Below are 24,970 nucleotides of genomic sequence, written 5' to 3'. Positions count from 1 at the left end.
AAAACTTATTGAGAAATACTATCATTAAGGAGAGAAAAATTACTAGCCGAGTGATTGCCGCCTTTGTTGGTTGACATGGGAAATCACCCTTGCAAAGCCGTGTGTTTCTAAAACTTCGAAGAGTTGGTTCTCAATATTTCTAATTATTGAAATCATGGGAACCCTATCTGGCCCCACAGTTCTAGCTGTTCAAGCAATGTTGCCTAAGTGCCATGTTCTATAGTCAAGCAGCGAACAAGTCCAGGTCTATACATGGCGTTGCATATAGCAGCTTTTTCACACATGCTAATGAACGATCTAGATGATCTAAGGCATGACTCTCTAAAAAATGCCTGCTAATGATAAGCACAAGTTTGGCAAGACGGTTTCTCCCCTTAAAAATTCTGGAGTTTGTAGAACTTCAACCTCTTGCTCTGGCCGATAAATTTCAACCTGCTGGTCTTGGGGGTTAATCAACCAGCCTAATTGCAACCCCTGAGCAAGATATTCTTGCATCTTGATTTGCAAACTACTGAGAGAGTCATTAGCAGAACGCAGTTCAATCACGAAATCAGGACAGAGGGGCAAGAACTGATTGGGATCAGGATTGAGTGCTGTTAACCGAGCTTGGCGCACCCAAGCCACATCCGGCGAGCGAATCGCACCGTTAGGCAACCGAAACCCGGTTGAGGAGTCAAACACCATTCCGGTTCCGTCTTCATCTGCCCAGTTGCCCAGCCGTTGCCCGAGCCTTAAATTCCGGTTTCCAGTCCCCCATCCCGTGGGTGGCATAATGATTAACTTTCCTGTTGCGGTTCGTTCTAGGCGCAGATCTCGATTGCCTTGGCAAAGGTGGTAAAACTGTTCATCACTGAGTTCTAAATCAGCCGGTTGCAAGTCTAATTCAATGGCCAGCATGATACCGCCCGTAGTGGATGTCTCTAGTTTATCGTCTGGCTCGAATCGCAAGAGGTCTCCACGTCTGTACCAAAGACTCTAAACTTCCGTGCCTACTCAGGCGATAAACCGAATAAACTTCTTTTTGCCCACCTGTAAAACAGTCCCGATCAGATCGTCTGGCTGGTCGTAGGTTTGATCAACCACGGTGATTTTAGTGCCATCTAATTTCACAGCTCCACCCTTAATTTGGCGACGGGCATCACTACTGCTGGAACACAAGCCGCTGGCACTCAGCAAATAGAACAGCTTGGCAGGAAAGGTAACCTCTGCCAATGAATATTCAGGAATAACATCGGTTTGGCTCATATCTCCCTGGGTCACCATCGCTGCTAGGGATTGTTGTGTTTCATTTGCGATCGCAACACTGTGATACTGGCTCACCAAGGTATGGGCCAACAGCTTCTGCTGCTCCCGAGGATTCTCGGGTAGCTCTTTGAGGGGCAAGTCTGTTAGGTGCTCGAAATACTCGGACAGCAAAGCATCAGGGGTCTTCTCCAACTTGGAGTACATACTGACCGCATCTTCAGCTAAGCCCACATAGTTATTCAAAGACTTAGACATTTTTTGTACTCCATCTGTCCCCAACAGAATTGGAGTTAACAGACCAAACTGTGGGCGCAGGCCAAAATGTCGCTGTAAATCTCGACCAATGGCAATATTGAACTTCTGATCGGTTCCCCCGAGTTCCACATCCGCCTCAACAGCCACCGAGTCATAGCCCTGGAGTAGAGGATATAAAAATTCATGTAAATAGACAGGTGTCCCCTGCTGGTAGCGTTCTGCGAATCCTTCCTTCGCCAGCATTTGCCCCACGGTCATGGTGGTCAGTAGTTCTAAAGTCTTCGCCAAATCGATTTTGGACAACCATTCCGAGTTATAGCGAACCTCCAGCCGATCGGGGGTATCAAAATCTAAAATCGGCTTAATTTGATCTAGATACGTCTGAATATTGTGCTGCACCTCTGCTTCTGTGAGCTGACGGCGGACCTCTGACTTACCCGTTGGATCACCCACACGAGCGGTAAAATCTCCAATAATCAACACGGCTTTATGGCCTAAATCCTGAAAAGCCCGCAGTTTACGAATAGGCAGGCTATGGCCTAAATGGAGATCAGTACCCGTCGGGTCAATGCCCAGCTTGATGCGCAACGGCTGATCCGCTGTTTTCAAGCGATAGACTAAATTATCATCCGCTTGCTGGGAATCAGCATTATTGGGGAAAATATCGCTAACACCCCGCTGGAGCAACGAAGACACTGCATCTACCATAGGTTCGGAGAAAGTAAGGATTAATAAAGGCTGAAGCTGCAGATACAGCCATTCAAAAGCAAATTCTAGTATGCCATTGCAGCGCAGCTCCTCATCAGAAATAGCTTAGGAACCGTCATAGTTCACAGAATGCAAAATAACATTAATTTTTTTGCACCGAAGGAAATTATAGTAGGCCATTAAATAGGGATGGTAAGCTATGCTCAAACTCAATTTTGAGCCTTCATTCCGCTAACGTTGCCTGATGGCTCTTGCCCTAGCAATCCCCTTGGACCGCCTAGTCCTGTGGGCCAAAATTGCTAGTATGATCCCTGGCCATTGTTTCAAACTTTCCAAAAGAGGATGTGAATCTGCTGTGTCTTTATCGCAAACTGCCAGCCCCAACAACCCCAACCGCTTTTCCAAAGGCACCAGTTTTATTGGGGGAATTGGCAAAGCAGCGGGTTCCACTATTCTGATCACGACTATGCTGGCCAGTGCTGCCGTGGCTGGTAGCTTAATGGGGGTCGCGATTAGCTTTCGCAATTTACCGGATGTACGGTCCTTAAAGGGGTATATTCCCAACGAAACCACCCATATTTACGATATTAACGGCAAAATTCTAGCGAGCCTTCACGATGAAGAAAACCGTGAAGTCGTTCCCTTAGACAATATTTCTCCCCATCTGAAGTTAGCCGTGTTAGCCATTGAAGACAGCAACTTCTATAAACATGATGGGATTAATCCCTACGGTATCCTCCGGGCTACGGTCACTAACATCCAGGCCGGAGAAACCGTCCAGGGTGCCTCCACCTTAACCATGCAGCTCGTCAAAAACTTGTTTTTGACCCCTAGGCGAGAGCTAGGTCGGAAAGTCGCAGAGGCCGTTCTGGCCATGCGGTTGGAGAAGCTGTTCAAAAAAGATGAAATTTTAGAAATGTACCTCAATCAGGTGTATTGGGGACATAACACCTACGGCGTTGAAACCGCAGCCCGCAGCTATTTCAATAAATCGTCATCCGATCTGAACTTAGCAGAATCGTCCATGATGGCGGGCATTATTCAGGCCCCTGAAAGCTTTAGCCCCTTCGATTTTGACTCCGTAACCGATGAAACCTTAGAAATTGCCAAGCAGCGGCAGGCAGTTGTTCTCAATCGGATGAAAAAGCTGACCTGGATTACCGAAGAAGAAGAGCAAGCTGCGTTAGACACCCCTCTGAAATTTGGTAAGGTAACGTCCTTCCAAGTCAGCCGCTCTCCCTACATCACCAATACAGTGATTAAGGAATTGACCCGTCGGTTTGGCCGAGATGCCCTGAGTAAAGGGGGAATGCGGATTCAAACCACCATCGATATCAAGATGCAGGAAATTGCTGAAGATTCGGTGAAATGGGGACAACAGCGAATCTCCTATGCAGCCGATCAGATGGCTTTGGTGGCGGTTGATCCACGCACCCACTTTATCAAGGCAATTGTCGGGGGGGTCGATAGCAAAAAAAGTGAATTTAATCGAGCGACCCAATCCATTCGCCAACCGGGATCTGCCTTTAAGCCTTTTGTCTTCTATGCCGCCTTTGCATCCGGAAAATTTACCCCCAGCAGCATCATCAATGACAAAAAGGTCACCTTTAATGACGGGACCGCACGAGGCTATACGCCCCTGAACTACGACAAAACCTACGGAGGGTCCATGTCTCTGCGACAAGCCCTAGCCACATCCCGGAATATTCCGGCCGTTGTTCTGGGCCAAAAGGTCGGGGTGGAGAAAGTCATTGATATTTGTCGGGTATTGGGCATTAAAAGCCCCATCCCCCCTGTAATTTCACTCCCCTTAGGGTCTGTAGACTTAACCCCTCTAGAAATGGCTTCAGCCTATGCGACGTTTGCCAATAACGGCTGGCAATCCGAAACCACAGCCATTGCCCAAGTCACCGATAGCAGTGGGCGGTTGCTGTTGGATAATACCCCCCAGCCCAAATTAGTCCTAGATCCATGGGCATCTGCCTCTTTAACCCAGTCCCTCCAGGCCGTTATTAATGGCGGCACAGGAACCTCTGCCCAAATTGGCCGACCGGCGGCAGGTAAAACGGGAACCACATCTTCTGAGCGAGATGTTTGGTTTGTGGGCTATGTACCCCAATTAGCCACAGCGGTATGGGCCGGAAATGATAACTATTCACCCATGGGGAGAGGGGCCTCGGGAGGCAGCTATGCGGCACCGGTCTGGCGAGATTTCATGAGTAAAGCGCTTGCGGATAAACGGGTGGAATACTTTAAGTCACCCAGCAAGTTTCCCAAACCTGGCGGTTAATTCAAACCAGATGTCATGGGGGACAGAAAGCTGGATGGTCTGCTCTATAGTTCTATCGATTGAACGAGAAACCTGCGATGACATCCTATCAGCCCAATTTATTAGTTCCACCTGAGGTATTGTCCGTTAAAGGGTTAACGGATTATATTCAAGCACTACTCGAAGAAGATCAAACCTTAGTCCAGGTTTGGGTGGAAGGAGAGGTATCCAGCGCCGTCCGACATCGCAGTGGCTTCTTTTTTACCCTCCAGGATCAGCAGGAATCCGTCTCCATTCACTGTGTGATTTGGAATAGCTACTGTGAGCAACTCGTCATTGAACCGGAGGTAGGTGAGCAGATTCTGGCCTTAGGCCGTATTCGCTTGTACCCACAACGGGGCCAGTATCAGCTGATGGCCTGGCAATTATTTCCCGCTGGAGAAGGGTTACGTTCCCTGCGCTACCAGCAACTCCGGGAACGCTTAACCCTTGAAGGCCTCTTTGATCCGCTTCAAAAGCAAGCCCTCCCTGCTTATCCCCAAACGGTCGGGGTGGTAACCTCCCATCAAGCTGCGGCTTGGGGTGATATCAAACGCACTCTGAAGGCCCAGCATCCCGGGTTGAAGGTGCTGTTCTCACCAACTAAAGTCCAGGGCAAACAAGCACCAGAAGCGATCGTGCTGGCCATTGAACGGGTAATTAAGGACGGTAGAGCCGATGTCTTGATTGTGGCCAGAGGTGGAGGCGCAACAGAAGACTTAGTCTGTTTTAATGATGAGCGGGTGGTGCGGGCGATTGCAGAATGCCCCATTCCCGTTATTTCTGGCATTGGCCATCAGCGAGATGAGACCCTGGCCGACCTGGTGGCAGATGTTTGCGCCCATACTCCTACAGCAGCGGCTGAGTGTATTCCGCGCTTAACAGACTGGCAAAAGGATTATCGCAATTCTATTGCTCGCCTATATATCACTCTCACTCGCCAGCTCGATGTGGCCCATGAGCACTTGCTGTATCAAAAAACGCGCTTACGGCGGTTGCAGATGGATCGGCAGTTGGAACGGGAACAGGTATTGCGATCGCGATTACAAAACCATCTCCTCCACACCATCAAACAGCGGTTGGGACAGGCTCAGCAGCATCAACAGCTGTTACAGCAACAGCTCACTTCTCTAGACCCCACCCAAGTTCTTAAACGGGGATATGCCCTCGTCCAAACCACGGACCATCAAATTGTCCGGAGTACAGAACATTTACAGGTCGATCAAGAACTCAAGGTAGAGTTAGCAGAAGGCCACTTTACTGCTCGTGTCACGGCGTTGCAGTCCTCACCCCAGGAATCGGATGATGCAAGGTAACAGCGATACATCGACTACTCCAAGCGGGGCTGAACTCCCCGCTGACTGGCGGTATGAAGAGACCATCCGCGAAGTCGAAACGATTATCACTGAAATTGAGACGGGGCAGTTGGATTTGGCCGATGTCTTTGAGCGCTTTGCAGCCGCCATTACTTATCTACGCCAATGTGAGGCCTTCTTAGCCGATCGACAAGGCCAAATGGAACTCCTAATCGAAGAACTGGGAGATGAAACAGAGTTTTAAGGCTTAACACTCCTGCCAATAGGTACAGTAGGCCACTCTCCAGAAGAGCTTGGATGAGATTTTGATGAGAAGTTATGGCAATGGACAAGGAGTAGGGCACAATTGGAGGTCATAGATGATCTTGCAACGCCATGAATGACCCCATATCTCCCGATTCTGGAAAATTAAGTTTCAAGACCAAGTTGGCCTATGGTGCAGGAGATATGGGGCCAGGAATTACGGCTACACTCCTGGTTTTTTCGCTACTCATCTTTCTCACCAATGTGGCTGGTCTCAATCCAGGTCTAGCAGGAACTGTTCTCTTAATTGGCAAAATCAGTGATGCCATTAACGATCCCATCATTGGGGTCTTAAGCGATCGGACAAAATCTCGGTGGGGACGCCGTCATTCTTGGATGCTATTTGGATCCATTCCCTTCGGTTTATTTTTTGTCTTGCAGTGGGTTGTGCCTCACTTTTCCGCCAATGCGGAGATCAATCAATGGGGTTTATTTATTTACTACACGCTGATTGCTGTGTTTTTTAACATCGCATTCACTGCGGTGAATTTACCCTATACAGCCCTCACACCTGAATTAACCCAGGATTATAACGAACGGACCAGTCTAAACAGCTTTCGATTTGCCTTCTCCATCGGTGGGAGTATCCTAGCTTTGGTACTAGGTATACTCATCTCTCAATGGGTCGAAGATCCCAGCCAGCAATATTTTGTCATTGGTCTAGGATGTGCAATTTTATCGGTCTTACCCATCTATTGGTGCGTGTGGGGAACGGAAGAACGCTATACCGCTGAAATACCTGAAGCCATGCCCGTTCTGGAACAGGTAAAAATAGCGTTATCTAACCGCCCATTTTTATTCGTCATTGGCATTTATATGTGTTCCTGGCTAGCCTTTCAACTTACGGCTGCCATTATTCCTTATTACGTCACGAGTTGGATGAAGCAGGATGCCTATTTTCAGGTCGCCCTGCTCGTTCAAGTCGTCGCCATCGTCATGTTGTTTGTATGGAGCAATGTCAGTGAGAGAATCGGCAAGCGAATGGTTTATTTCATGGGCATGTCCCTGTGGATTATTGCCCAAAGCGGGTTATTCTTTCTCCAACCCGGCCAGATTGTCGGTCTATATTTACTGAGTATGATGGCCGGTGTAGGGGTAGCCACCGCCTATCTGATTCCTTGGTCCATGCTGCCTGATGTGATTGAGCTAGATGAGCTGAAAACAGGCGAGCGCCGGGAAGGCATCTTTTATGCGTTTATGGTGCTACTCCAAAAAATGGGTCTGGCATTGGGCCTATTTGTCGTCGGAATCGCCTTGGAAAATACCGGATTTATTTCCTCAACGCCGGGGCAAGCACTGCCGGTACAGCCCGATTCAGCCCTACTAGCGATTCGGATTGCCATTGGCCCCCTCCCCACCTTAATTTTATTGATTGGCTTACTGCTGGCCTATTTCTATCCCATTTCACGGGAAGTGCATGCCGAGATCTTGTTGAAATTACGAGAAAAACGCTTGGGACTAGAGACCTCTGCCGATCATGCTCCACCTCAAATGGATGTCATGGATGAGCAGTAACTCTTGAAGCAAAATCTGATCAAAACAACCGTATATATACGGAGATTACGGAAAGCCTCTGACAGCTGACCATCGGCGAAATTTGGAACGCTATTTTTGCCCCGTAGACTTCGGTAGTTTTACCATGTCAAGCCTGAGTCAGAACTGCGACATTAGACCCATGGCTATCTTAAGTGATTAAACCTCACTTGCACTCAGAGATAGTCTCACTTGCACTCAGGGATAGTTGTTCTTCACTGGGGATAACTATCCTTCCCTAATTTTGCTTCAAATCAATAAGCCCTAATGATCACCTGCACCCTTGAGGAGGCTTCCGTGCTTGATACCCAGACACCATCCTGCTCAACCATTCGGAATCGCTACGTTGAACTCGCCCATGCAGCACATCAAGATCTTGGGTGTCTTTGCCTAGGGTCTACCTATGACGAGTATTATTCCATTGTGTCTTTGTATCCAGATATGGGAGAAACTCTCGACAGGGGTGTCTTAGCAGAAGCTTTAATTCAAGGCGAGTCTCCTGAACGAGCCTGTGCCCTCATTGCCCAAAGTCCCTATGTGCAGTCTCAACTCTATACCCACAATCAGGCCTTTCATGTAGTGTCTGCTTACGGCATGCCTTTAATTAATACCTACTCACAGGTCTATCGCGCTCAACACCAGCAGGCCGCTTAAATCAAGGACTACAAATTAGCGGCAATGGATCTGGGGTGTCGCGTTACCATTACAGTAGTAACCTGCATGAGACACGTAGATGTTTTTGGACGAATTAACGCCCCTATTTCAAGAATTTGTGAGTAAACCCGTCGCCTTTATGGGAGGGTTTGCTTCAGGTCTCTTCCGCCTAGATCTCAATGACGATCCCGTCAAAAGTTGGTTAGATAAAAAGGGCGGACCCCACGATTATTCTTCATCTACCGACCACTCTTCCAATCAAAATGGTGGCGGACCTCAGTCCATCACGATTGAGTAAGGGACCCTGAATGTCCCGGTCAGACCTGCGGATTATTTCTTTAATTCCGAGTGCGACGGAAATCGTGGCAGCTTTGGGATGCGGTGGCTATTTGGTGGGCCGCTCCCATGAATGTGACTATCCTGAGCGGGTGCAAGATCTACCGGTTTGCACCGCAGCCAATCTGAATTCCGATCGGCCCAGTCGCGTTATCCATGATCAGGTGACAGAGCTGCTGCAGTCGGCACTAGGTATCTATCGTCTGGATTTAGATCAGCTAAAAGATCTACAGCCCACGCATATTGTCACCCAAGCCCAATGTGAAGTCTGTGCGGTGAGCCTAGCCGATGTTGAGCAGGCTCTCACTCAGATCACGGATCAAACGACTCAAGTGATTTCACTGCAGCCCAGCCTGTTGGCCCATGTTTGGCAAGATATGGAACGCGTTGCGATCGCACTCGGATACGACAGCCAATCCATCGTTCAGCAGCTCCAAACCCGCATCAAAAACTGTCAGCAGCAGCTTCAAGACCTTGAGCATCGACCCACCGTAGCCTGCATTGAATGGACCGATCCACTGATGATTGCGGGCAATTGGGTGCCAGAGCTGGTGGATCTAGCGGGAGGAGTCCCGTGTTTAGGAACCGTTGGTCAACATTCCAGTTGGTTAACCTGGGAGCAACTGCTCGTAGCCAATCCAGACATCATTGTTTGTATGCCCTGTGGTTTTAATCTGGAGCAAACGGCCCAGGCCACCCAAGAACTGGCCCAAAAGCCCCAATGGCAACAGTTGAAAGCCGTGCAGAACCAGCAAGTGTATCTCACGGATGGCAACCAATATTTCAATCGCCCTGGCCCCCGTTTAGTGGATTCCATGGAACTTTTAGCCGAGATATTTCATCCCCATATCTTTCCTCCCCGCTATGCTGGGCATGGATGGCTAAAGTTTTACTAACAACATGATTGGGCAAACGTTGGATGGGCGTTATCGCATCGTACAGTCTCTCGGGGAAGGAGGCTTTGGACAAACCTATATTGCTGAGGATACAAGACGCCCCGGCAATCCGTCTTGTGTGGTTAAATTGCTGCAGCCCGCTAGCAGCGATCCAGAGTTTTTGGAAGTGGCTCGTCGCCTATTCCGCAGTGAAGCGGAAACCTTAGAACAGTTAGGCCACCACCATCAAATTCCCCGGCTACTCGCCTTCTTTGAGCAAGATCAAGACTTTTTCCTCGTCCAAGAACTGATTGATGGGGCTCCCCTCACGGATGAACTGGCGGCGGGAGAACAATGGCCAGAGTCGCAGGTGCAATCGCTGCTGTCCGAAGTGCTCGAAGTCTTGGAATTTATTCATGGCCAAGGGGTGATTCATCGCGATATTAAACCTGAGAATATTATCCGTCGCCGAGCCGATCAGAAGCTGGTCTTGGTCGACTTTGGGTCGGTCAAACAGGTGCGCAATCAAGGCCTAGTCACTAATCCACAAACCAATATCACCGTGGTCGTGGGCACCCCCGGATATATGGCCAGTGAGCAAAGCCAAGGGAAGCCGCGTCCCAATAGCGACCTGTATTCTCTCGGAATTATCGGTATTCAGGCCCTGACGGGCAGACCCCCCTCCCAATTCCAAGAAGATGTAGACGGCGAGCTAGTTTGGCGAGATCAGGCGGCGGTGAGTGATGAATTGGCCCAGGTCCTTACTCAAATGGTGCGCCCCTATTTTAAATTGCGCTACCAAACTGCTGCTGATGCTTTACAAGCACTCCATCAGACCATCGATCAAACCTCCGTACAGCCCTCTCCTAAACCCTTCACACCTCCCGTAGAACCAGCAATATCAGCCATAGAACCCACCCAAGTCGTTGCCACACCCACCCCCCCCCGTCCACAGCAGCGCCCATCCCCGCCGGTCGCGAAATCTTCAGGCTGTGCCCCCTGGGTGTTCGGCTTCGGCGCTATGGCCTTGGTCATGGGTTTAGGCATGGTTGGCCTCACCTACTGGGGAGTAACGGATGAACTATTCCCGTTTCTCCAACCGGTCGCCAATGTAGATAATGGTGCGACGCTCCTAGAGCAGGCTCAGCAAGAAGCGCGACAGTCTGGGGATTTAGATGCAGCAATTGCGATCGCAAACCAAATCCCCAGCAACAGCGACAGTGCTGAAGCCGCCCAAACCCAAGTCCAGACCTGGCAAACGACATGGCAACAACAACAAGACCTATTCAATCGTGCTAAAACAGCCTTTGATGGTAAACGCTGGTATGTTGCCCGAGACTTAGCGTTTAAATTGCCCCAAAATCCTTACTGGGATAGGCGAGCCGATCCCATCTACTTCGCAGCCAAACGCAAAATTGCAGACTTGGAGCGCCCTGCACCCACTCCCACCCCCACGGAACCACCTGAACCTACATTAGAGCCGGACCCCAGTCCCAGCCCAGACCCCACACAGCCAGAAGAACCAACTCTCAGCCCTAGTCCAGAGCCATCGCCGATACAATCTCCCGTTGTGATTCCGGTGCCGCCGCCTACCCCTACCGCCCCGACTCCTAACGACGATAGTCCATAGAAATAGCATTTTTAGGTCGTCCTAGTCCTGTACTCCATCCAACGCTATGAGTCTGGTACTAATACAATCCGATAACGTGGCTTCCCGTGACGGAGCCGGTCTATGGCTTCATTGACTTGGCTAAAGGGAAACGTTTCAATAACGGGTTCAATGCTGTGACGTTGAGAAAAATTGAGCATTTTCTGCACGGTTGCCGGACTGCCCAACGGTGATCCTGACACCGACCGCTGTGCATCAATAATCGAAAATAAGGAGGTACTCAAAGGGGAGGGTGGGATGCCAACAAAGTGGATCTTGCCTTGAGGACGCAGGGCCTCGATATAAATGCTCCAGTCTAAATCGGCGCTGACGGTAGAAAGAATCACATCAAAGGAATTGGCGACCGCTTTCAGTGCGTCAGGCTCACGTGAGTTGACAACATAATGCGCCCCCATCGCTTTTGCTTCAGCCGTTTTTTCAGGACTCGATGAAAAAGCGGTGACTTCACACCCCCAAGCACGCAAGAACTTTAGTGCCATATGCCCCAATCCACCAATGCCAATGACCCCAACTTTGTCTGTTGGCTGTATTCCCAACTGAATAAGGGGATTAAAAACAGTAATGCCGCCACAGAATAGGGGACCTGCTTTGACCGCATCAATCCCTTCAGGGAGAGGAACAGTCCATACTTCATGGGCGCGCACCTTATCCGCAAAACCGCCATGTCGATTAACGATGGTTTCTTCTCGGCTGGGGCAAAGATTGTGATTCCCAGAAAGACACCATTCACAGGTCATACAAGAACTGGAAAACCATCCCAAGCCCACTTGCTGGCCAACGTGAAGAGATTTAACCGCAGAACCGAGCTTAGCCACTCGTCCAATCACTTCATGACCAGGAACAAAGGGATATTGGGTAATTCCCCATTCGTTGTCCAACATACTCAGATCGCTGTGGCAAAGGCCACAATACTCAACATCGATCTCAACATCTGTATCCTTTAGTGGATCTGGCTTGTACTCAAATGGCGTTAGATTACCGCCGACCTCGGCAGCAGCATAAGCTCTAATCATGGATGCTGTCGTCATGGGTTCTCCTATTAGAAATAGTAGATAGATAAAACTTAGTTTTGGGTGTGAGACTCGTAGGCCTTACCACTGATTTCCCGCTGGCTGCAGTGCTTGTAGAGAACAAAGAAGTCTATGAAGTGGAAGCTATCCCAGTTAGTTTTTTAGGTTGGCTTTTGAGAAAGCACATACTGAGCCAACCTGCAGATGTAGATAAAGTCGCTAAAAAAATGCAAACTGTCATCTACTTCTAGTTCTCAAACTAGAACCGGTTTAGAAATCTTGTACGGTTGGCCGTAAGACAAGCTCATTGATATCTATATCTGCAGGTTGTTCAATGGCGTAGGCAATAGCACGCGCAACAGAGTCAGCAGGAATTGCAATCTGATAAAAATCTTTCACAAAGTCCGAGCTTTCCTGATGTGAACTACCGTGTTTTAGATCAGAATCTACAGCACCTGGCTCAATAGTGGTTGTTCTGATCTTGCCACCCACTTCATGCCTTAATCCTTCAGAAATTGCTCTCACAGCAAATTTAGTGCCACTGTAGACCGCACCACCGGGACTAAATACCTTCACTCCAGCAACAGAAGAAATGTTGATAAAGTGTCCACTGCCCTGTCTTTCAAAGATGGGTAAGGCCGCTGCAATACCGTATAGAACGCCTTTAATGTTGATATCAATCATGCGATCCCATTCGTCAGTTTTCGTCTCTGACATGGGAGCAATCGCCATCAATCCAGCATTGTTGATAATGACATCGACTTGACCGAAAGCTGCGATCGCTTTCTCAACGAGTGCCTTTAAATCGCTAGCAACGGTAACATCTGTGGTCAAAAATTCAGCCTGTCCCCCACTGTCGCGGATCTCTTGGGTGATGCGTTCTAATTTCTCTGTGCGGCGTGCTCCCAACACGACCTTCGCGCCCAACGAGGCTAAATGACGAGCTGTTGATTCTCCTAGGCCACTGCTGGCACCAGTAATAACAACGACTTTCCCATCAATATTTTGAGACATGATCATTCTCCAATTACATTTTCTATTCGATTGAAATTTATTGTTCGATGAATGCCTTGCTAGCGATCTTCCATTGGCCATCGTGCTTTAGCAATGTAAAGGCATCATAAAATTCATCTGTGTAGCGAAAGAGGGCAGTTGCGATCCGTCCATCGACTGTTTGAATGTGCAGAACTTCGCCGTCCCGTCCCGTACCAGGAGGATTCTCGACCGCTGCCCATGCATCTAGCAGAGCGGGCATATCGTGCCAGGCACGACGTTCGAGAGTTCCATTCTCTGACTTAATGATACCTACCATTACGGCGAGGTCTTCATGGAAAGCAGCGCCAAGCCGATCTCGATCTGCTGTACCGTTTCCTTCAAAATAATCGAAAATTACTGTTTCAATCGCTACAGCGTCGCGATCTTTCAACCTCTTTACAGTATGGGCATTGCTCGCAGTGATGGGCAAAAGCATAGCTGCAAACAATAGGCCTGCTAGGACGAGTAGCCTGATTTTCATGACTTTTGTACCTTCTATTTTGACAAATATAGAAAATGCCGTGCTCGTATAAGTTCAGGCAGGGTTGCAGCAGGCATTGTTAAGCTAATTATCATCAGCAAAATCCAGCACAATCTTTCCTGTTGTTCCGCCTTGTTCTAATCGTTGGATGGCTTGACTCACCTGTTGCCACGGCATGATTGAGTCAATAACTGGTTTTAGCTGTTCGCGTTCAATAAGCTGCCTTAGGGCATCTAGCTTCGCTGAATTAACTGGGTTAAAAACAAAATGGACAGATAGATTTCGATCCCAAGCGGCGAGCAAAGATTGCGGCGTTTCAATGTCGACGATGCTAACAAGGCGACCATAAGGGCGAAGAATCTCGAAACTTTGTTGAATCGTCTTGCCGCCAATCGTATCAAAGACGACATCAACGCCTTGATTGTCTGTTTCTCGCTGAATGACTTCTACATAGTCTTCCGTTGTATAGTCAATCACATGGTCCGCGCCCAGTTTCGTAACCAAATCATGATTTCTAGGGCTACAGGTTGTGAACACGTAGGCACCTATCGCTTTCGCTAATTGGATGGCTAAAGACCCAACGCCACCTGCGCCCGCATGAATCAAAACAGATTCACCTACCTGGAGATTTGCCCTAGTAAACAGGGACTCCCAAGCGGTTCCACCTGCTATGGGAAAACACGCTGCTTCAGTATGGGATAGATTTTTGGGCTTAATCGCAACCAGGCTCTCATCAACAACATTGTATTGAGCATAGCTACCCGCATCTTCAAAAATTCTAGGCGCGTAATAGACTTCATCTCCTGGCTTAAAGGCGGTTACGGTTTCTCCCACGGCCTCAACAACCCCAGACACATCAAGACCAATAACTGCTGGGAGTTGCACATAGTCTTTATAGTCACCCCGACGGGTTTGATAATCAACAGGATTGATAGACGTTGCATAGACGCGGACTAAGATCTGATTGGCTTTTGGTACAGGTTTGGGGATCTGCTGGATCTCAAACCCTTCGGGACCACCCAATGCCGTCAACACAGCTGCTTGCATATTTGCCATTGCTAATCTCTTTATTTCAGAATTAATCACGTTAGGTAGAAGGGCTACCCAACACGTTGCTAAAGCACATCCAAAAAATGCTATGGCTCAAGTCAAACAACCTGAGAGACTTGATAGGTCGGGAAGTCGGTATATCCTTCAGCCTCAAAGGAGTACCAGGTAGATGGATCAGAGTCAGCATTCAGCTCCCAATTATGGGCAAAACGATCCACAAGATCTGGATTGCTGATATAAGAGCGGCCAAAGGCAATCAGAGCCGCATCGCCAGATACAATTGCAGACTCTGCTGAATTGCGATCGTACCCACAGTTCCCCATCAGTGTATTGCTGTAAACCTTTCTAATTTCAGCCAGTGTCATTGGCTCTCCAAGCTCATGAAAGCCAAACGCTAAACCGTCAAGGATATGCAAATAGCCTAGGTTGTAAGTATTAAGCTGCTCAGCAACATAAGTAAAGGTCTCCCGATAATCGGGTGATCCCATATCGTTGAAGACGCCATTGGGCGAGAGCCTGACTCCGACACGACTAGCAGGCCAAACAGTCAGAACCGCTTCAGTGATTTCTTTTAAGAACCGAAAGCGATTCTCTAAACTACCGCCATACAGATCTGTGCGGTGATTGGTCTTAGACTGTAGAAATTCGTCAATCAAATAGCCATTGGCCCCATGGATCTCTACGCCATCAAAGCCCGCTTGCTTAGCGTTAGCAGCGGCTTGTCGGTAGTCCTCGATCACGTTAGGGATTTCGGCAGTCTCTAATGCCCTCGGGGTCTCGTAGAGTTGTTTCCCCTTGGGAGTATGTACCTCTGAGCCTTCTAATCCGACTGCTGATGGCCCCACTGGAAGTTGATTATTCACTTGAAAGTCACGATGAGACGCTCGACCCGTGTGCCAAAGCTGCAAAAAGATCAACCCATTTTGGGCATGTACCGCATCTACAACCTGCTTCCAGGCTTGGGTTTGGGCTTCTGTATAGATACCGGGAGAATTGAGCCAACCGTTCGCCTGGGGTGAGATGGTAGTACCTTCTGTAATGATGAGGCCCGCTCCAGCCCGCTGAGCATAGTACTCAGCCATCAGCGCGTTTGGTATTCTTTCCGCACCCGATCGAGAACGAGTCAGCGGGGCCATCACAATCCGATTTCGAAAGGTTAGATCTTTTGTTTCTAGAGAACTAAGAAGATGAGGAACGTTCGTTTGAGTCATGGGAGTCCGTGGGTTAAATAAATGAACAAGTGATTGATTCGAGCTTGAGTATAGAGTCAAAGCTCTGCAAGGATTAGGAGTGCCATCCGATGATTGATTAGAGCGAATTTACAGCGTGCTCAATCAGTTCGTTGTTAATTGATTTTCGTTACGGCTAGTCCACGAACCGCCGCAGGCCGTTGCCGACAGCGCTCATACCAGGTCATAACATTCGGAAAGTCTTGGTGAAGCTGCAACGATTCAGCTGCTTTGTAAGCCCAATCCAATGTGCCTACCCAAGGAAATGTCGCCATATCTGCAATGGAATACGCGTCTCCTATGAGAAAAGGTTTTTCTGATAGTTGCTTATCCAGGACGGTTAACAACCGTCGAGCTTCGTTGCGATAGCGCTCAATGGCATAGGGAACTTTTTCCTTGGCAAACGTGTGGAAATGTCCAAACTGTCCAAACATGGGGCCGACACCTCCCATTTGGAAAAACAACCATTGCAAACACTCACTGCGGGCTGCCGGATCGGTGGGGAGAAATTTCCCTGACTTCTCTGCCAGATACATCAAAATGGCACCGGACTCGAAGACAGCAAAAGGTTCATTGTTTGGCCCATTTGGATCGATGATGGCTGGGATTTTGGAATTGGGGTTAATGGCAATGAACTCATCGGTGAACTGGTCATCTTTCATAATCTCAATGCGATGGGCCTCATAGGGCAGGGCCATTTCTTCTAGCGCAATGGAAATTTTTTGACCGTTGGGCGTTCCGAGAGAATACAGCTGAATTCTCTCAGGGTGCTGTGCAGGCCATTTTTTAAACACGTTGTCGTAAGTCATCTTTTTTCCTGGTTAGGGTGTTGAGTTAGGTTGTTATTTCGAGTGCGCTTGACTATTTGGAATGCTCGTTTACGCGTCTGGCACCAATACAAAGTCAATGTTATCTACGGTTTAGACTGCGCGACTTAGAGGCAGTGGATAGAGAAAACTTAGTTTTGGGTATGAGCATCGAAGACCTGGCCGCTGATTTTCCATTCTCCGTTGTGCTTGTAGAGGACAGAGAAGTCTCGGAAGCCGCCCCAGTTAATAAATTCAACCTTTGCAACAGCGGCAGATCCAGAAATTTCAAAATTAATCACATGGGGTAGAAGCGCTACCCCATACTTTGCGATCGCACATCCTTAAGCGTGCAGTCTAGGATTTTCCTTTACTTTTGGGAGCCTGTTGGCGTTTGAGTTCTTGGATGATGTCAGGGGTTAGCGTGACCCCTCCGATATTCCAGTCCTCAGGCTCGGTCTCCTCAATCATGATCCAGACCTTGTCTTTGAAGGTTGGGTCACCACCCCCTTCAATCTCAACCATTAAGGCGTTCAGACGCTCTTGAAGCTCTTGTTTCTGATCCTTAGTCAGCATTCCTTTGGTTGTGCGAACATTTACAAAAGGCATGATTTTTCTCCGTTGTATTGTTGGAATAGGGGAAGAGCTTTCTTTCTTTTAGACCTCAGTACCACGCACGGGGTAGTTGTTGTTCAAGACAAAGTCCATACCGCCGAGCAGTGCATCTAGGTCAGTACGACCATAGGGCGCGTTATTAATACTCGCGAAGAAAAGCACGCCGTCAGGGCCAATCAAAAAGAGTCCTGGTTCATTGAAATAGGCTGGCTCATAGTCAAATGCACCCTTGGAGACATAAAGCCCCCACTGCTGCATCGCTTCACGGGTGAGGCCATAGCCCAGTGTCAAATCTTTTACACCCCAGGTTTCAGATGAATTAGCAGCTTTCTCGCGAGTGTCACCACTAATGGCAATCACTTCAATACCGAGATCGTGAAACTGACTGAGCTTACTGTTCAGCTGCTTTAAGTACTCAGCACAGAGGGGGCAGTGCAATCCCCGATAGAAGACCACCATCGTGTAGTTACGAGGGGTTTGAGCCGCAAGATTCCAAGCATTGCCAGATAGCGTATCAATGGTCAACGCAGGGACGTTGTTGCCAGGAACTAAACGAATAGCGGAAGTTGTTGCTGGTGTAGTTGTCGTTACAGTCATTGTGATGTCTCCAAATTGATAAATAGTGTGGTCAAGTGCTGATAAAAAATCAGCGCAGTAAATTGAAAAAGGGAATCGAACAATTGATTGTTGTCTACCCCTGCTTCGAGAATTGGGCAGTTTGAGGTCGCGGCTTGACAACAACCTTGGCTGACCTATATGTATGTTGATAGCTAAGTCAAAAAAAAGTTGGCTGGCGTGAGATGTCTCTCCACCGTTCAGCAGTACGTTTTCTTATCTGAGTAGAGACATTGCTAACGTGTTAGCTGCCGAGTCAACAATCCCTTCAGCGATAAAAGTAACGCCGTTTACCCATGCATACTCACTGGATTGAGTCACTAGCTTTACAGACATACGTACGCCTTCAGTCCCGTCAGATTTATGGACCGATACCCCATGGCCTTCAAATGAAATCTGTGCGCCATCTGTGGTGGTGATTTGCCCAAACATGTTGAGTTCAAATCGGCCGTCAGCACGCACATTAATATAGTCCGTAGCAATCATCTTGCCTGTAATCGGGCCTGTAAGTTGCCCCTCAAGGGTTAAGTCAAAACGGGCGCCTTGCGGCGGGGGCGTTGTGCCGGAAGCAAGCTCTGGCAATGTAATGCCGTAATCGACCATATTCGTAAAGCCGAGTTGTCCAGATGCCACTGATTCAAAGGCTTCAGCAGTAACTGTTCTGGTCAAAGAAGTCATGTTCTTTTTCCTTTTTAGATTGGGTAATTTTTATCTTTTGAATGGTTGAAAATCTGGGTAAAAGTCAAGCAGTTTGCATGAGTTCAATGCGGTAACCATCGGGGTCAGCAATAAATGCTAACGTGTGCTTCTCACCTGTTTCAGTTGACACCATTGGTACTTCTCCTGCGGGGCGCAAGACCTTCACACCGTTCTCTTCGAGATAAGCTGTCAATGCATAGACATCGTCTACGGCAAGAGAGAGATTTCCGTAGGCTGTACCATGCTCGTAGCTACGCTTGTCCCAGTTATAGGTTATCTCTATGACCGCATCGGTTTTTCGATTTCCGTATCCCATAAAGACAGCGGTAAATTCGGCATCGGGAAAGGTTTCACGTCCCAACTCGGACATGCCAAGCATATTGTGATAGAACGCAATCGATCTATCCAGATCGCTGACCCGAAGCATTGTATAGAGAATTCTTTTGGGTGCAATTGAGGGCGGTACAGACGCTGACATATTTTCCTCCTGTTGTTGAAATTCTATTTAAGACGAAACCTACACAGGCAAAGCGTGCAGTCACTTACCAGTGCCTGTGCATACATGATTAATTTTGGGCGTGAGAGTCGTAGACCTTGCCGCTGATTTTCCACTGACCATCCTGCTTATAGAGGACAAAGAAATCGGTATAACGGAAACCAGCCCAATTGAGAAATTCAACCTTTGCTGATGCGGCAGGTCCAGAAATATCAATCCAGGAAATGTGAGACTGAACGTCTGGGGATGCGCCTGTTTCATTCACCGCGCCTTGGAACGTGTCAGCATCCAAATCATAGAAAGTGCCGTGTACTGAGCCAACAATATGAGCGTGGTCATAAAAGGCCGTCCGGCAAAGCGCGCCGTCACCTGTTTTGGCGGACTCAATATAAGGCTGTAAAGCGGCTTCAACAGCTTTGTATTCTGCAAAGCTATGCGCTTCGTCAGCGGCTGTTTTGGGGGTTACGTTGAGTGTAGTTTCAGTTGACATTGTTTTAGTCTCCTTGAGTTTGGGTAGGGGGTCAAAATCACGGTCTAATAAAGTATATGCCGAAACTGACCTATATGTATGTAGATAAACAAATCAAAAAAATGTAACTCTAAAATTTGTCAGCTATTGAACCCTTTGGCTTGGGTCAAGCGCTCCAATACATCTAAGATCTTTGTTTTTGTGTCGCTTACTGTGTTGTTCGCAACACCTTCATGGCTTATCTACATGTATGTAGCCTAAGGCAAGTTTCCAAAAAATGCAAGCCAATGATTTGAAAAGTGATCCAAAAGGGAAGATTGTTAGTATCTCGGCAACTACCACTTTTCCCCAAACGGTCGAATTTCCACATCAAAAGACCAAGCTGATCTTGGTTGATGGGCCACATGAAACACCTCTTCTGCAATATCAATGGGTTGACAGAAAAAATCTTCGGGTCGCTCTTGTTGATTCAATAGTCCAATGTTGAGCCCTTCAATGGGCAAGTTTTTGGACCAGGGAGTAGCGATCGCGGCATCAATGGTCACATAGGCGACATGAACACCCCTTGGCCCCAAATCACGGGCAAGCGCTTGCGATAGTACCCGCTGTGCAGCCTTGGTCGGTGCGAATAGGGCATAGCTGGGAATGCCTCTGAAGGCAGCGGTATTTCCCGTGACCACAATTGCACCATTGCCGGCTGCAATCATAGATGGTGAGAGTTCCCGAGCCAGGTAAAGCAATGATGTTGTATTCACTCGAAAGTTGCGTTCTAAATCTTCAGGATCGGCTTCTAGAAACCTTCCGAAGGTAGCGCTAACAGCATTATGGATCAAGACAGAAGGATGTCCCATCTCTGAGCAAATTTTCTTTAGGGTGGAGAGTAGGGTCTCTAAATCTCCAATATCACAAGCATAAGCTTTGGATTGCGGCAGTTCTCGTTCGAGCATTTGGAGGCGATCTCGATTACGGGCTATCATTGCGACCCGGTATCCTCCTTGGGAAAATTTGCGAGCGATCTCACTTCCCGTCCCGTCTCCTACCCCAGTAATCAAACAAATGGGTTTTGTCACAGCGCACCTCCTCGATTTTGCCAAACACTGCCTTCAATTCCATTTAGGCCGCGACAGTTTTGCCGTTGTACTTTGGATTCGGCAGGCCAGTCTTCACAACGTTATGAATGCGTTCATTTACTTCGTAAACCCGCACCCACTCCAAATCTCCGCGCTGTTTAAGCAGGCCAGAGTGGGGGGATCTCGCCTTTTTTGTGTAAGCCACCTGGGTCATCCGGCAGGCTTGACCACCGTATCGATAAGTATATTCGGCGATCCCTTCTACAACCCAGCGCCCCTGATATAGCTTCCAGAACTGACCATCATGTTCGTAGATATCGAATGTCATCTCATAGCTACTTTCAACTTGAAAATGCCAAGCGCTACTTTCAATCTTTTTCCAGTCCGCCATCTTGCTACCATCCTCAAATTCATCACCGTGAATGCGCCATTTCAGTGTATTTTTCATGAGTAACTTCTAATTCATTAAAACGACTGGTCGTCTGAAAATAGAGCCAAATTTTACCAGTACTGGTGTAACTAGATTTGAGGAAGTCATCCTTGTTTCTTAAACCCAGTCGACTATATTCAAGGAACGCTCTAAGCCCTCATTAGATAGTGACGTATGAGTGAACTCAGTTGTCCAATAGGCTTAACAGACTACTCCACCTGCATTCTCAGTAATGCACCTTCATAGCTATTGATCAGAAAGTCAGCCAGTTCCTCAGCTGAGATATCGTCTCGCATGGTACCTTCTGCCTGTCCGCGTTTGTGCGTGTGTAAAATTTGTTGTTTCATACACTGGAATCTGTCAATCATGGTCTGCTGACACAACTCCCAGAGCGAAAAGTCTTTAAAGTAAACAACCAAAAGACTTCTCACTTCTGGACTCATCGACAACCTGTTGGCTGCGAATTAGGGCTTAAGCGCAACTTTGACTGTACCGGCCGACCGACCCATCATTAAGTCATAGCCTTGCTTAGCCTCTGCAAGTGGCAAGGTATCCGTAAAGATGACACTGGGATCAATCTGCCCGTTTTCGACGATCGGAAGCAGCGTCCTCATATAGGCGGCGACATTCACGACGCCTGTATGAATAGTCAGGTTTCTAAATAGAGCATCAGAGTAGGGGGCATCTACAGGTTCATAAAGATGCCCAAACCCAAGCACGCTCAATTTACCGCCTGCATGGGCCATCGCCATGGCTTGCGAAATCGATCCTTTATTACCAACGGTGTCAATAATCGACATGGCGCCGTAACCATTAGTCAAGCTCTTCACATACTCGATTGGGTCTTGGGTTTTGCCATTTACAGTATGGGTCGCGCCACTTTTTTGCTTGGAAAACTCCAGTCGGCTATCGTACCGGCCCACATGGATAACCTGCTCAGGATTAAAGAGCTTTGCTGCTGCCATCACAGCACTCTGTCCCACCGCTCCGTCACCGATAACAACAACTGTTTCGCCAGGGAGAATATTTGAGTTAAGGGCGCCATGATATCCAGTTGCAAAATTATCTGCCAGCGGTAGCGCTTTGTGGTCTTCTGAACCCGACGTAAAGCTGTCAGGCAGTTTGAATAGGGTTCCATTGGCATAGGGCACGCGCACAAATTCGGATTGGCCACCTTGAATATCACTGCCGCCGTGCTGTACGAAGAGGGGAGAACCAAACAGACCGCCATGTTCGCAGGCTGAGGGGAGATCGCGTTTGCAATGGTGGCATACACCGTCAACAAACATGGCTGAGGCAACTACACGGTCTCCGACTTTAACGGTATGAACGGCCTTCCCGACGGCTTCCACGATTCCGACAAACTCATGCCCCATCCGCATGCCCTGGGGAACACCCATTTCGGGACCGTTGTTAATAAAGTCGAAGTCGGCACCACAAATCCCTGCGAGGGTAACGCGAACGATGGCGTCTGTATCCGAGAGTATTGTTGGGTCGGGTAGATTGCCAACGCGAATGTCTGAACGCTCGTGATAGTAAGTTGCTAGCATAATTTTTTTGGGTAAAGAACCTTTTGGAACGTCGACTTGAGCAACAACTTCCTTGGTGCCAGTGCCGTGATAGCCTTGACCAGGCAACAACTGAAGCCCTTTTTACAGAAGTTTTTCTCAGATGTTTTCGCTACGCTTTGGTCTTGTCATAAAACAACTATATGACCGGTCGTCTAGAATTATATGACCAGTCATCTTTAAACGTCAAATGTCTTGATTGATATGTTTATAGGGGTTAAATAAGCATCAGAATATAAAACAGCGTTAGTGCTATAACCCTCGCGGCGAATGGAATACAGACTCTAACTTTCTCTATTTTAGGTTCACTCAATGGGAGCGTAATCAAAAAGTTTCTTTAAGCAGTGATAGTTGGACTCTTGATCACGGGGCCTTTCCATCTACTTTTCCATTCATCACTGATTCTATTCATCACTGATCATGGCTGCCCTAATTCTGTAAGACATTATGAGCGCCTTCTCTTGTCTATTGCCTTTTTCCTTTTTTATCGACAATCTCACGATGATGGCGATCGATAAATTGAATATTTTCTGGTCGATAGTACATTTCTGCCAACGCTTCAAAACTCCGTTTACCTTTCTCTTGGATCGGAATATATCCACCATCGACCTGAACCGTTAATTCTGTCGTTGAAGCAGTACATTAATCAGAGGTGGGAGGATGATAATTTCCCTCTGATACAAAAATCCCTGTCTGGTTGGTGACAGCCTTTAACGGGTTAAAATTATTAACCCGACGGTGTTTGGTATTGATTCTCTCTAGCATAGTTTAGGTTCCTCAATAGCTATGTAGCGTTCCTGGTCATATACTGTCTACATGGCCAGGCCAAGACGCAATGACAACACCCGTGAAAGACTTCTAGATGAAGGACTAAAATTGTTTATTAGTCAGGGTTATCACGGTACTGGGATCAAAGAAGTTGTTGATCAGGTCAACGTTCCTAAAGGGTCTTTCTATAACTACTTTGAAAGCAAGGAGCATTTTGCAGCTGAGGTGATTCGGCACTACTCTCAGCAGTTGATTGCCTGTATGTCTGATCAGCTTAAGGAACCTGAAGACAACGCATTCATGGCCCTCAAGAATTTTTTTGAGAGAGAAGTGCAGCGGCATCAGGACTCGAAAACTGGATGCCTCATAGGCAACTTGGGGGCAGAGCTGGGAGGGAGTAGTGAGCTGTGTCGGCAGGCCATGATTGAAGGCCTAGAAGGTATGAAACAGCAGTTTTCCCAAACCCTTAAACGCGGGCAGAGTCGAAACGTCATTCGTGATGATATCTCTGCCGAGGAACTAGCTGATTTCCTGGTTAATGCCTATGAAGGCGCTTTGTTAAGAATGCAGTTAGAACAATCCGTCAAGCCAATCGAGAAGATGAGTTCATTCTTGAGTAGTTATTTGGTTTGTTCTTAAGGTATTTATCAATACTAGTTCAAGGCAACTGTAGAGACAGGAACAATGTATTTAAATTTCGGTAATGTAAGGTTAAGTTGACAATCTCCCTCCATCTACCTCAGGGACTTAGGGTAGCAGGGGCATATCATTTTTCAAGCTTTTAGTTGCGGGCTAAAGTAAAGGGTATTGTCCTATGCACAGATCAATACCCCTGCTTGCTATGCAGCCTCAGACATATCTGCAGACCATTTATTTGACTGGAATGCGTCATCAATAGGGGATTGGGCAACGTGATTCGTGTAATTGGACAGGACCTTTAAGCCCGTTCCCACAATAACTTCGAGGACATTGGCCTTGCTGTAACCTGCCGCAATGAACGCAGCGATATCAGCATCACTGACAACACCACGATTCTCATTGACTTTAGCCGAGAATACGCGCAGCGCTTCAAGCTTCGGATCGGTAAATGATGTGCCTTTACGTAATGTCTCAATGACATCAGCTGGAACTTTCTGCATTTTGGCAATGGTTGAATGTGCGGCCATGCAGTACGTGCAACCGTTCAGGCGGTTGTTGGTCATCAAAACAACTTGACGCTCTGCTGAGGTAAAGTCGCTTTTGTCAAAGATTCCAGAAAGCGTACCGTATGCTTCCACTGCCGCAGGGGATTCCGCCAAAGTAGCCATCAGGTTCGGCACAAATCCGTAGGCTTTCTTAGCGCCTTGCAGAATCGCTTTGCTTCCTTCGGGCGCAGTTTCTTCAGTGTGCAAAATAAAGTTCGTCATCGTGTTTCTCCTTTTTTTAGC

Annotated in this window: 28 protein-coding genes; 9 read left to right on the top strand and 19 right to left on the bottom strand. The window is 47.9% G+C overall.

What is annotated here, in order from left to right; all coding sequences use genetic code 11:
- Positions 1-321: 321 nt before the first annotated feature.
- Both I1H34_RS01195 and tyrS read right to left on the bottom strand, forming a co-directional pair.
- A complete protein-coding gene (locus tag I1H34_RS01195) occupies positions 322-897 on the bottom strand; it encodes a Uma2 family endonuclease (protein WP_212666083.1) in 576 nt (191 codons plus the stop codon).
- Between the two features lie 96 nt (positions 898-993).
- Complete coding sequence (gene tyrS, locus I1H34_RS01190) at positions 994-2,208, bottom strand: tyrosine--tRNA ligase (RefSeq protein ID WP_212663972.1); 1,215 nt, start codon at positions 2,206-2,208, stop codon at positions 994-996.
- Positions 2,209-2,512: 304 nt separating this feature from the next.
- Here tyrS and I1H34_RS01185 point away from each other — a divergent pair, with 304 nt between their 5' ends.
- The 8 genes from I1H34_RS01185 to I1H34_RS01150 all read left to right on the top strand — a co-directional run bounded on the left by I1H34_RS01185 (position 2,513) and on the right by I1H34_RS01150 (position 11,163).
- Positions 2,513-4,498, top strand: a complete 1,986-nt coding sequence (locus tag I1H34_RS01185) for a transglycosylase domain-containing protein (protein ID WP_396124658.1) — start codon at positions 2,513-2,515, stop codon at positions 4,496-4,498.
- 77 nt (positions 4,499-4,575) lie between these two features.
- Positions 4,576-5,832: an exodeoxyribonuclease VII large subunit gene (xseA, locus tag I1H34_RS01180; RefSeq protein WP_212663971.1), complete on the top strand. Its 1,257-nt coding sequence runs from the start codon at positions 4,576-4,578 to the stop codon at positions 5,830-5,832.
- Positions 5,822-6,076, top strand: a complete 255-nt coding sequence (gene xseB, locus I1H34_RS01175) for an exodeoxyribonuclease VII small subunit (protein WP_212666081.1) — start codon at positions 5,822-5,824, stop codon at positions 6,074-6,076. Before xseA ends, xseB begins: the two co-directional genes overlap by 11 nt.
- 131 nt (positions 6,077-6,207) lie before the next feature.
- A complete protein-coding gene (locus tag I1H34_RS01170) occupies positions 6,208-7,650 on the top strand; it encodes an MFS transporter (protein ID WP_212663970.1) in 1,443 nt (480 codons plus the stop codon).
- A gap of 315 nt (positions 7,651-7,965) precedes the next feature.
- Positions 7,966-8,322, top strand: coding sequence for a hypothetical protein (locus tag I1H34_RS01165; protein WP_212663969.1), 357 nt, complete (start codon positions 7,966-7,968; stop codon positions 8,320-8,322).
- Between the two features lie 79 nt (positions 8,323-8,401).
- Positions 8,402-8,620, top strand: a complete 219-nt coding sequence (locus I1H34_RS01160) for a hypothetical protein (RefSeq protein ID WP_212663968.1) — start codon at positions 8,402-8,404, stop codon at positions 8,618-8,620.
- A gap of 10 nt (positions 8,621-8,630) precedes the next feature.
- Complete coding sequence (locus tag I1H34_RS01155) at positions 8,631-9,554, top strand: cobalamin-binding protein (RefSeq protein WP_212663967.1); 924 nt, start codon at positions 8,631-8,633, stop codon at positions 9,552-9,554.
- Between the two features lie 4 nt (positions 9,555-9,558).
- Entirely contained in the window at positions 9,559-11,163 is a 1,605-nt protein-coding gene (locus I1H34_RS01150) for a serine/threonine-protein kinase (protein WP_212663966.1), read from the top strand.
- 44 nt (positions 11,164-11,207) lie between these two features.
- Here I1H34_RS01150 and ahr read toward each other — a convergent pair whose 3' ends face one another.
- The 16 genes from ahr to I1H34_RS01070 all read right to left on the bottom strand — a co-directional run bounded on the left by ahr (position 11,208) and on the right by I1H34_RS01070 (position 22,847).
- Positions 11,208-12,215 carry an NADPH-dependent aldehyde reductase Ahr gene (gene ahr / locus I1H34_RS01145; RefSeq protein WP_212666080.1) on the bottom strand — a complete coding sequence of 336 codons (1,008 nt, stop codon included), beginning with the start codon at positions 12,213-12,215 and terminating at the stop codon, positions 11,208-11,210.
- Between the two features lie 267 nt (positions 12,216-12,482).
- Entirely contained in the window at positions 12,483-13,226 is a 744-nt protein-coding gene (locus tag I1H34_RS01140) for an SDR family oxidoreductase (protein ID WP_212663965.1), read from the bottom strand.
- Positions 13,227-13,263: 37 nt separating this feature from the next.
- Positions 13,264-13,728 (bottom strand): nuclear transport factor 2 family protein, encoded by a 465-nt coding sequence (locus I1H34_RS01135; RefSeq protein ID WP_212663964.1) that lies wholly within the window; start codon positions 13,726-13,728, stop codon positions 13,264-13,266.
- A gap of 84 nt (positions 13,729-13,812) precedes the next feature.
- Positions 13,813-14,784, bottom strand: coding sequence for a zinc-dependent alcohol dehydrogenase family protein (locus I1H34_RS01130; protein WP_212663963.1), 972 nt, complete (start codon positions 14,782-14,784; stop codon positions 13,813-13,815).
- Between the two features lie 92 nt (positions 14,785-14,876).
- Complete coding sequence (locus tag I1H34_RS01125) at positions 14,877-15,989, bottom strand: alkene reductase (RefSeq protein ID WP_212663962.1); 1,113 nt, start codon at positions 15,987-15,989, stop codon at positions 14,877-14,879.
- 134 nt (positions 15,990-16,123) lie between these two features.
- Positions 16,124-16,816 carry a glutathione S-transferase C-terminal domain-containing protein gene (locus I1H34_RS01120; protein ID WP_212663961.1) on the bottom strand — a complete coding sequence of 231 codons (693 nt, stop codon included), beginning with the start codon at positions 16,814-16,816 and terminating at the stop codon, positions 16,124-16,126.
- 149 nt (positions 16,817-16,965) lie between these two features.
- Positions 16,966-17,115, bottom strand: a complete 150-nt coding sequence (locus tag I1H34_RS33060) for a nuclear transport factor 2 family protein (RefSeq protein ID WP_212663960.1) — start codon at positions 17,113-17,115, stop codon at positions 16,966-16,968.
- Between the two features lie 55 nt (positions 17,116-17,170).
- Positions 17,171-17,422 carry a tautomerase family protein gene (locus I1H34_RS01110; protein WP_212663959.1) on the bottom strand — a complete coding sequence of 84 codons (252 nt, stop codon included), beginning with the start codon at positions 17,420-17,422 and terminating at the stop codon, positions 17,171-17,173.
- Between the two features lie 48 nt (positions 17,423-17,470).
- Positions 17,471-18,025, bottom strand: a complete 555-nt coding sequence (locus tag I1H34_RS01105) for a peroxiredoxin-like family protein (protein WP_212663958.1) — start codon at positions 18,023-18,025, stop codon at positions 17,471-17,473.
- Positions 18,026-18,259: 234 nt separating this feature from the next.
- On the bottom strand, positions 18,260-18,721 hold the full coding sequence (locus tag I1H34_RS01100; protein WP_212663957.1) for a DUF3237 family protein: 462 nt from the start codon (positions 18,719-18,721) through the stop codon (positions 18,260-18,262).
- A gap of 64 nt (positions 18,722-18,785) precedes the next feature.
- Positions 18,786-19,220, bottom strand: a complete 435-nt coding sequence (locus I1H34_RS01095) for a VOC family protein (protein ID WP_212663956.1) — start codon at positions 19,218-19,220, stop codon at positions 18,786-18,788.
- Between the two features lie 88 nt (positions 19,221-19,308).
- Positions 19,309-19,728, bottom strand: coding sequence for a nuclear transport factor 2 family protein (locus tag I1H34_RS01090; protein ID WP_212663955.1), 420 nt, complete (start codon positions 19,726-19,728; stop codon positions 19,309-19,311).
- A 314-nt stretch (positions 19,729-20,042) separates the two neighbouring features.
- Positions 20,043-20,777 carry an SDR family NAD(P)-dependent oxidoreductase gene (locus I1H34_RS01085; protein ID WP_212663954.1) on the bottom strand — a complete coding sequence of 245 codons (735 nt, stop codon included), beginning with the start codon at positions 20,775-20,777 and terminating at the stop codon, positions 20,043-20,045.
- 43 nt (positions 20,778-20,820) lie between these two features.
- Complete coding sequence (locus I1H34_RS01080; RefSeq protein WP_212663953.1) at positions 20,821-21,225, bottom strand: hypothetical protein; 405 nt, start codon at positions 21,223-21,225, stop codon at positions 20,821-20,823.
- Between the two features lie 191 nt (positions 21,226-21,416).
- Positions 21,417-21,650 (bottom strand): TetR family transcriptional regulator C-terminal domain-containing protein, encoded by a 234-nt coding sequence (locus I1H34_RS01075; RefSeq protein WP_212663952.1) that lies wholly within the window; start codon positions 21,648-21,650, stop codon positions 21,417-21,419.
- Positions 21,651-21,671: 21 nt separating this feature from the next.
- Positions 21,672-22,847 (bottom strand): zinc-dependent alcohol dehydrogenase, encoded by a 1,176-nt coding sequence (locus tag I1H34_RS01070; protein WP_212663951.1) that lies wholly within the window; start codon positions 22,845-22,847, stop codon positions 21,672-21,674.
- Between the two features lie 744 nt (positions 22,848-23,591).
- Here I1H34_RS01070 and I1H34_RS01065 point away from each other — a divergent pair.
- Positions 23,592-24,182 carry a TetR/AcrR family transcriptional regulator gene (locus tag I1H34_RS01065; protein WP_212663950.1) on the top strand — a complete coding sequence of 197 codons (591 nt, stop codon included), beginning with the start codon at positions 23,592-23,594 and terminating at the stop codon, positions 24,180-24,182.
- 200 nt (positions 24,183-24,382) lie between these two features.
- On the opposite strand, the gene I1H34_RS01060 is transcribed toward I1H34_RS01065, so the two are convergent.
- Positions 24,383-24,949, bottom strand: a complete 567-nt coding sequence (locus I1H34_RS01060; RefSeq protein WP_212663949.1) for a carboxymuconolactone decarboxylase family protein — start codon at positions 24,947-24,949, stop codon at positions 24,383-24,385.
- Between the last annotated feature and the right edge of the window lie 21 nt (positions 24,950-24,970).

This window comes from Acaryochloris marina S15, assembly GCF_018336915.1.
GTDB classification, from domain to species: Bacteria; Cyanobacteriota; Cyanobacteriia; order Thermosynechococcales; family Thermosynechococcaceae; genus Acaryochloris; species Acaryochloris marina_A.
This window is presented reverse-complemented; position numbering and strand designations above follow the sequence as displayed.

What these genes read in the sequence shown, in the direction of transcription:
- I1H34_RS01195 (WP_212666083.1), bottom strand. Translation starts at nt 897, where the DNA reads ATGCTGGCCATTGAATTAGACTTGCAACCGGCTGATTTAGAACTCAGT.
- tyrS (WP_212663972.1), bottom strand. Translation starts at nt 2,208, where the DNA reads ATGGTAGATGCAGTGTCTTCGTTGCTCCAGCGGGGTGTTAGCGATATT.
- I1H34_RS01185 (WP_396124658.1), top strand. Translation starts at nt 2,513, where the DNA reads ATGATCCCTGGCCATTGTTTCAAACTTTCCAAAAGAGGATGTGAATCT.
- xseA (WP_212663971.1), top strand. Translation starts at nt 4,576, where the DNA reads ATGACATCCTATCAGCCCAATTTATTAGTTCCACCTGAGGTATTGTCC.
- xseB (WP_212666081.1), top strand. Translation starts at nt 5,822, where the DNA reads ATGCAAGGTAACAGCGATACATCGACTACTCCAAGCGGGGCTGAACTC.
- I1H34_RS01170 (WP_212663970.1), top strand. Translation starts at nt 6,208, where the DNA reads ATGAATGACCCCATATCTCCCGATTCTGGAAAATTAAGTTTCAAGACC.
- I1H34_RS01160 (WP_212663968.1), top strand. Translation starts at nt 8,402, where the DNA reads ATGTTTTTGGACGAATTAACGCCCCTATTTCAAGAATTTGTGAGTAAA.
- I1H34_RS01155 (WP_212663967.1), top strand. Translation starts at nt 8,631, where the DNA reads ATGTCCCGGTCAGACCTGCGGATTATTTCTTTAATTCCGAGTGCGACG.
- I1H34_RS01150 (WP_212663966.1), top strand. Translation starts at nt 9,559, where the DNA reads ATGATTGGGCAAACGTTGGATGGGCGTTATCGCATCGTACAGTCTCTC.
- ahr (WP_212666080.1), bottom strand. Translation starts at nt 12,215, where the DNA reads ATGATTAGAGCTTATGCTGCTGCCGAGGTCGGCGGTAATCTAACGCCA.
- I1H34_RS01140 (WP_212663965.1), bottom strand. Translation starts at nt 13,226, where the DNA reads ATGTCTCAAAATATTGATGGGAAAGTCGTTGTTATTACTGGTGCCAGC.
- I1H34_RS01135 (WP_212663964.1), bottom strand. Translation starts at nt 13,728, where the DNA reads ATGAAAATCAGGCTACTCGTCCTAGCAGGCCTATTGTTTGCAGCTATG.
- I1H34_RS01130 (WP_212663963.1), bottom strand. Translation starts at nt 14,784, where the DNA reads ATGGCAAATATGCAAGCAGCTGTGTTGACGGCATTGGGTGGTCCCGAA.
- I1H34_RS01125 (WP_212663962.1), bottom strand. Translation starts at nt 15,989, where the DNA reads ATGACTCAAACGAACGTTCCTCATCTTCTTAGTTCTCTAGAAACAAAA.
- I1H34_RS01120 (WP_212663961.1), bottom strand. Translation starts at nt 16,816, where the DNA reads ATGACTTACGACAACGTGTTTAAAAAATGGCCTGCACAGCACCCTGAG.
- I1H34_RS01110 (WP_212663959.1), bottom strand. Translation starts at nt 17,422, where the DNA reads ATGCCTTTTGTAAATGTTCGCACAACCAAAGGAATGCTGACTAAGGAT.
- I1H34_RS01105 (WP_212663958.1), bottom strand. Translation starts at nt 18,025, where the DNA reads ATGACTGTAACGACAACTACACCAGCAACAACTTCCGCTATTCGTTTA.
- I1H34_RS01100 (WP_212663957.1), bottom strand. Translation starts at nt 18,721, where the DNA reads ATGACTTCTTTGACCAGAACAGTTACTGCTGAAGCCTTTGAATCAGTG.
- I1H34_RS01095 (WP_212663956.1), bottom strand. Translation starts at nt 19,220, where the DNA reads ATGTCAGCGTCTGTACCGCCCTCAATTGCACCCAAAAGAATTCTCTAT.
- I1H34_RS01090 (WP_212663955.1), bottom strand. Translation starts at nt 19,728, where the DNA reads ATGTCAACTGAAACTACACTCAACGTAACCCCCAAAACAGCCGCTGAC.
- I1H34_RS01080 (WP_212663953.1), bottom strand. Translation starts at nt 21,225, where the DNA reads ATGAAAAATACACTGAAATGGCGCATTCACGGTGATGAATTTGAGGAT.
- I1H34_RS01075 (WP_212663952.1), bottom strand. Translation starts at nt 21,650, where the DNA reads ATGAGTCCAGAAGTGAGAAGTCTTTTGGTTGTTTACTTTAAAGACTTT.
- I1H34_RS01065 (WP_212663950.1), top strand. Translation starts at nt 23,592, where the DNA reads ATGGCCAGGCCAAGACGCAATGACAACACCCGTGAAAGACTTCTAGAT.
- I1H34_RS01060 (WP_212663949.1), bottom strand. Translation starts at nt 24,949, where the DNA reads ATGACGAACTTTATTTTGCACACTGAAGAAACTGCGCCCGAAGGAAGC.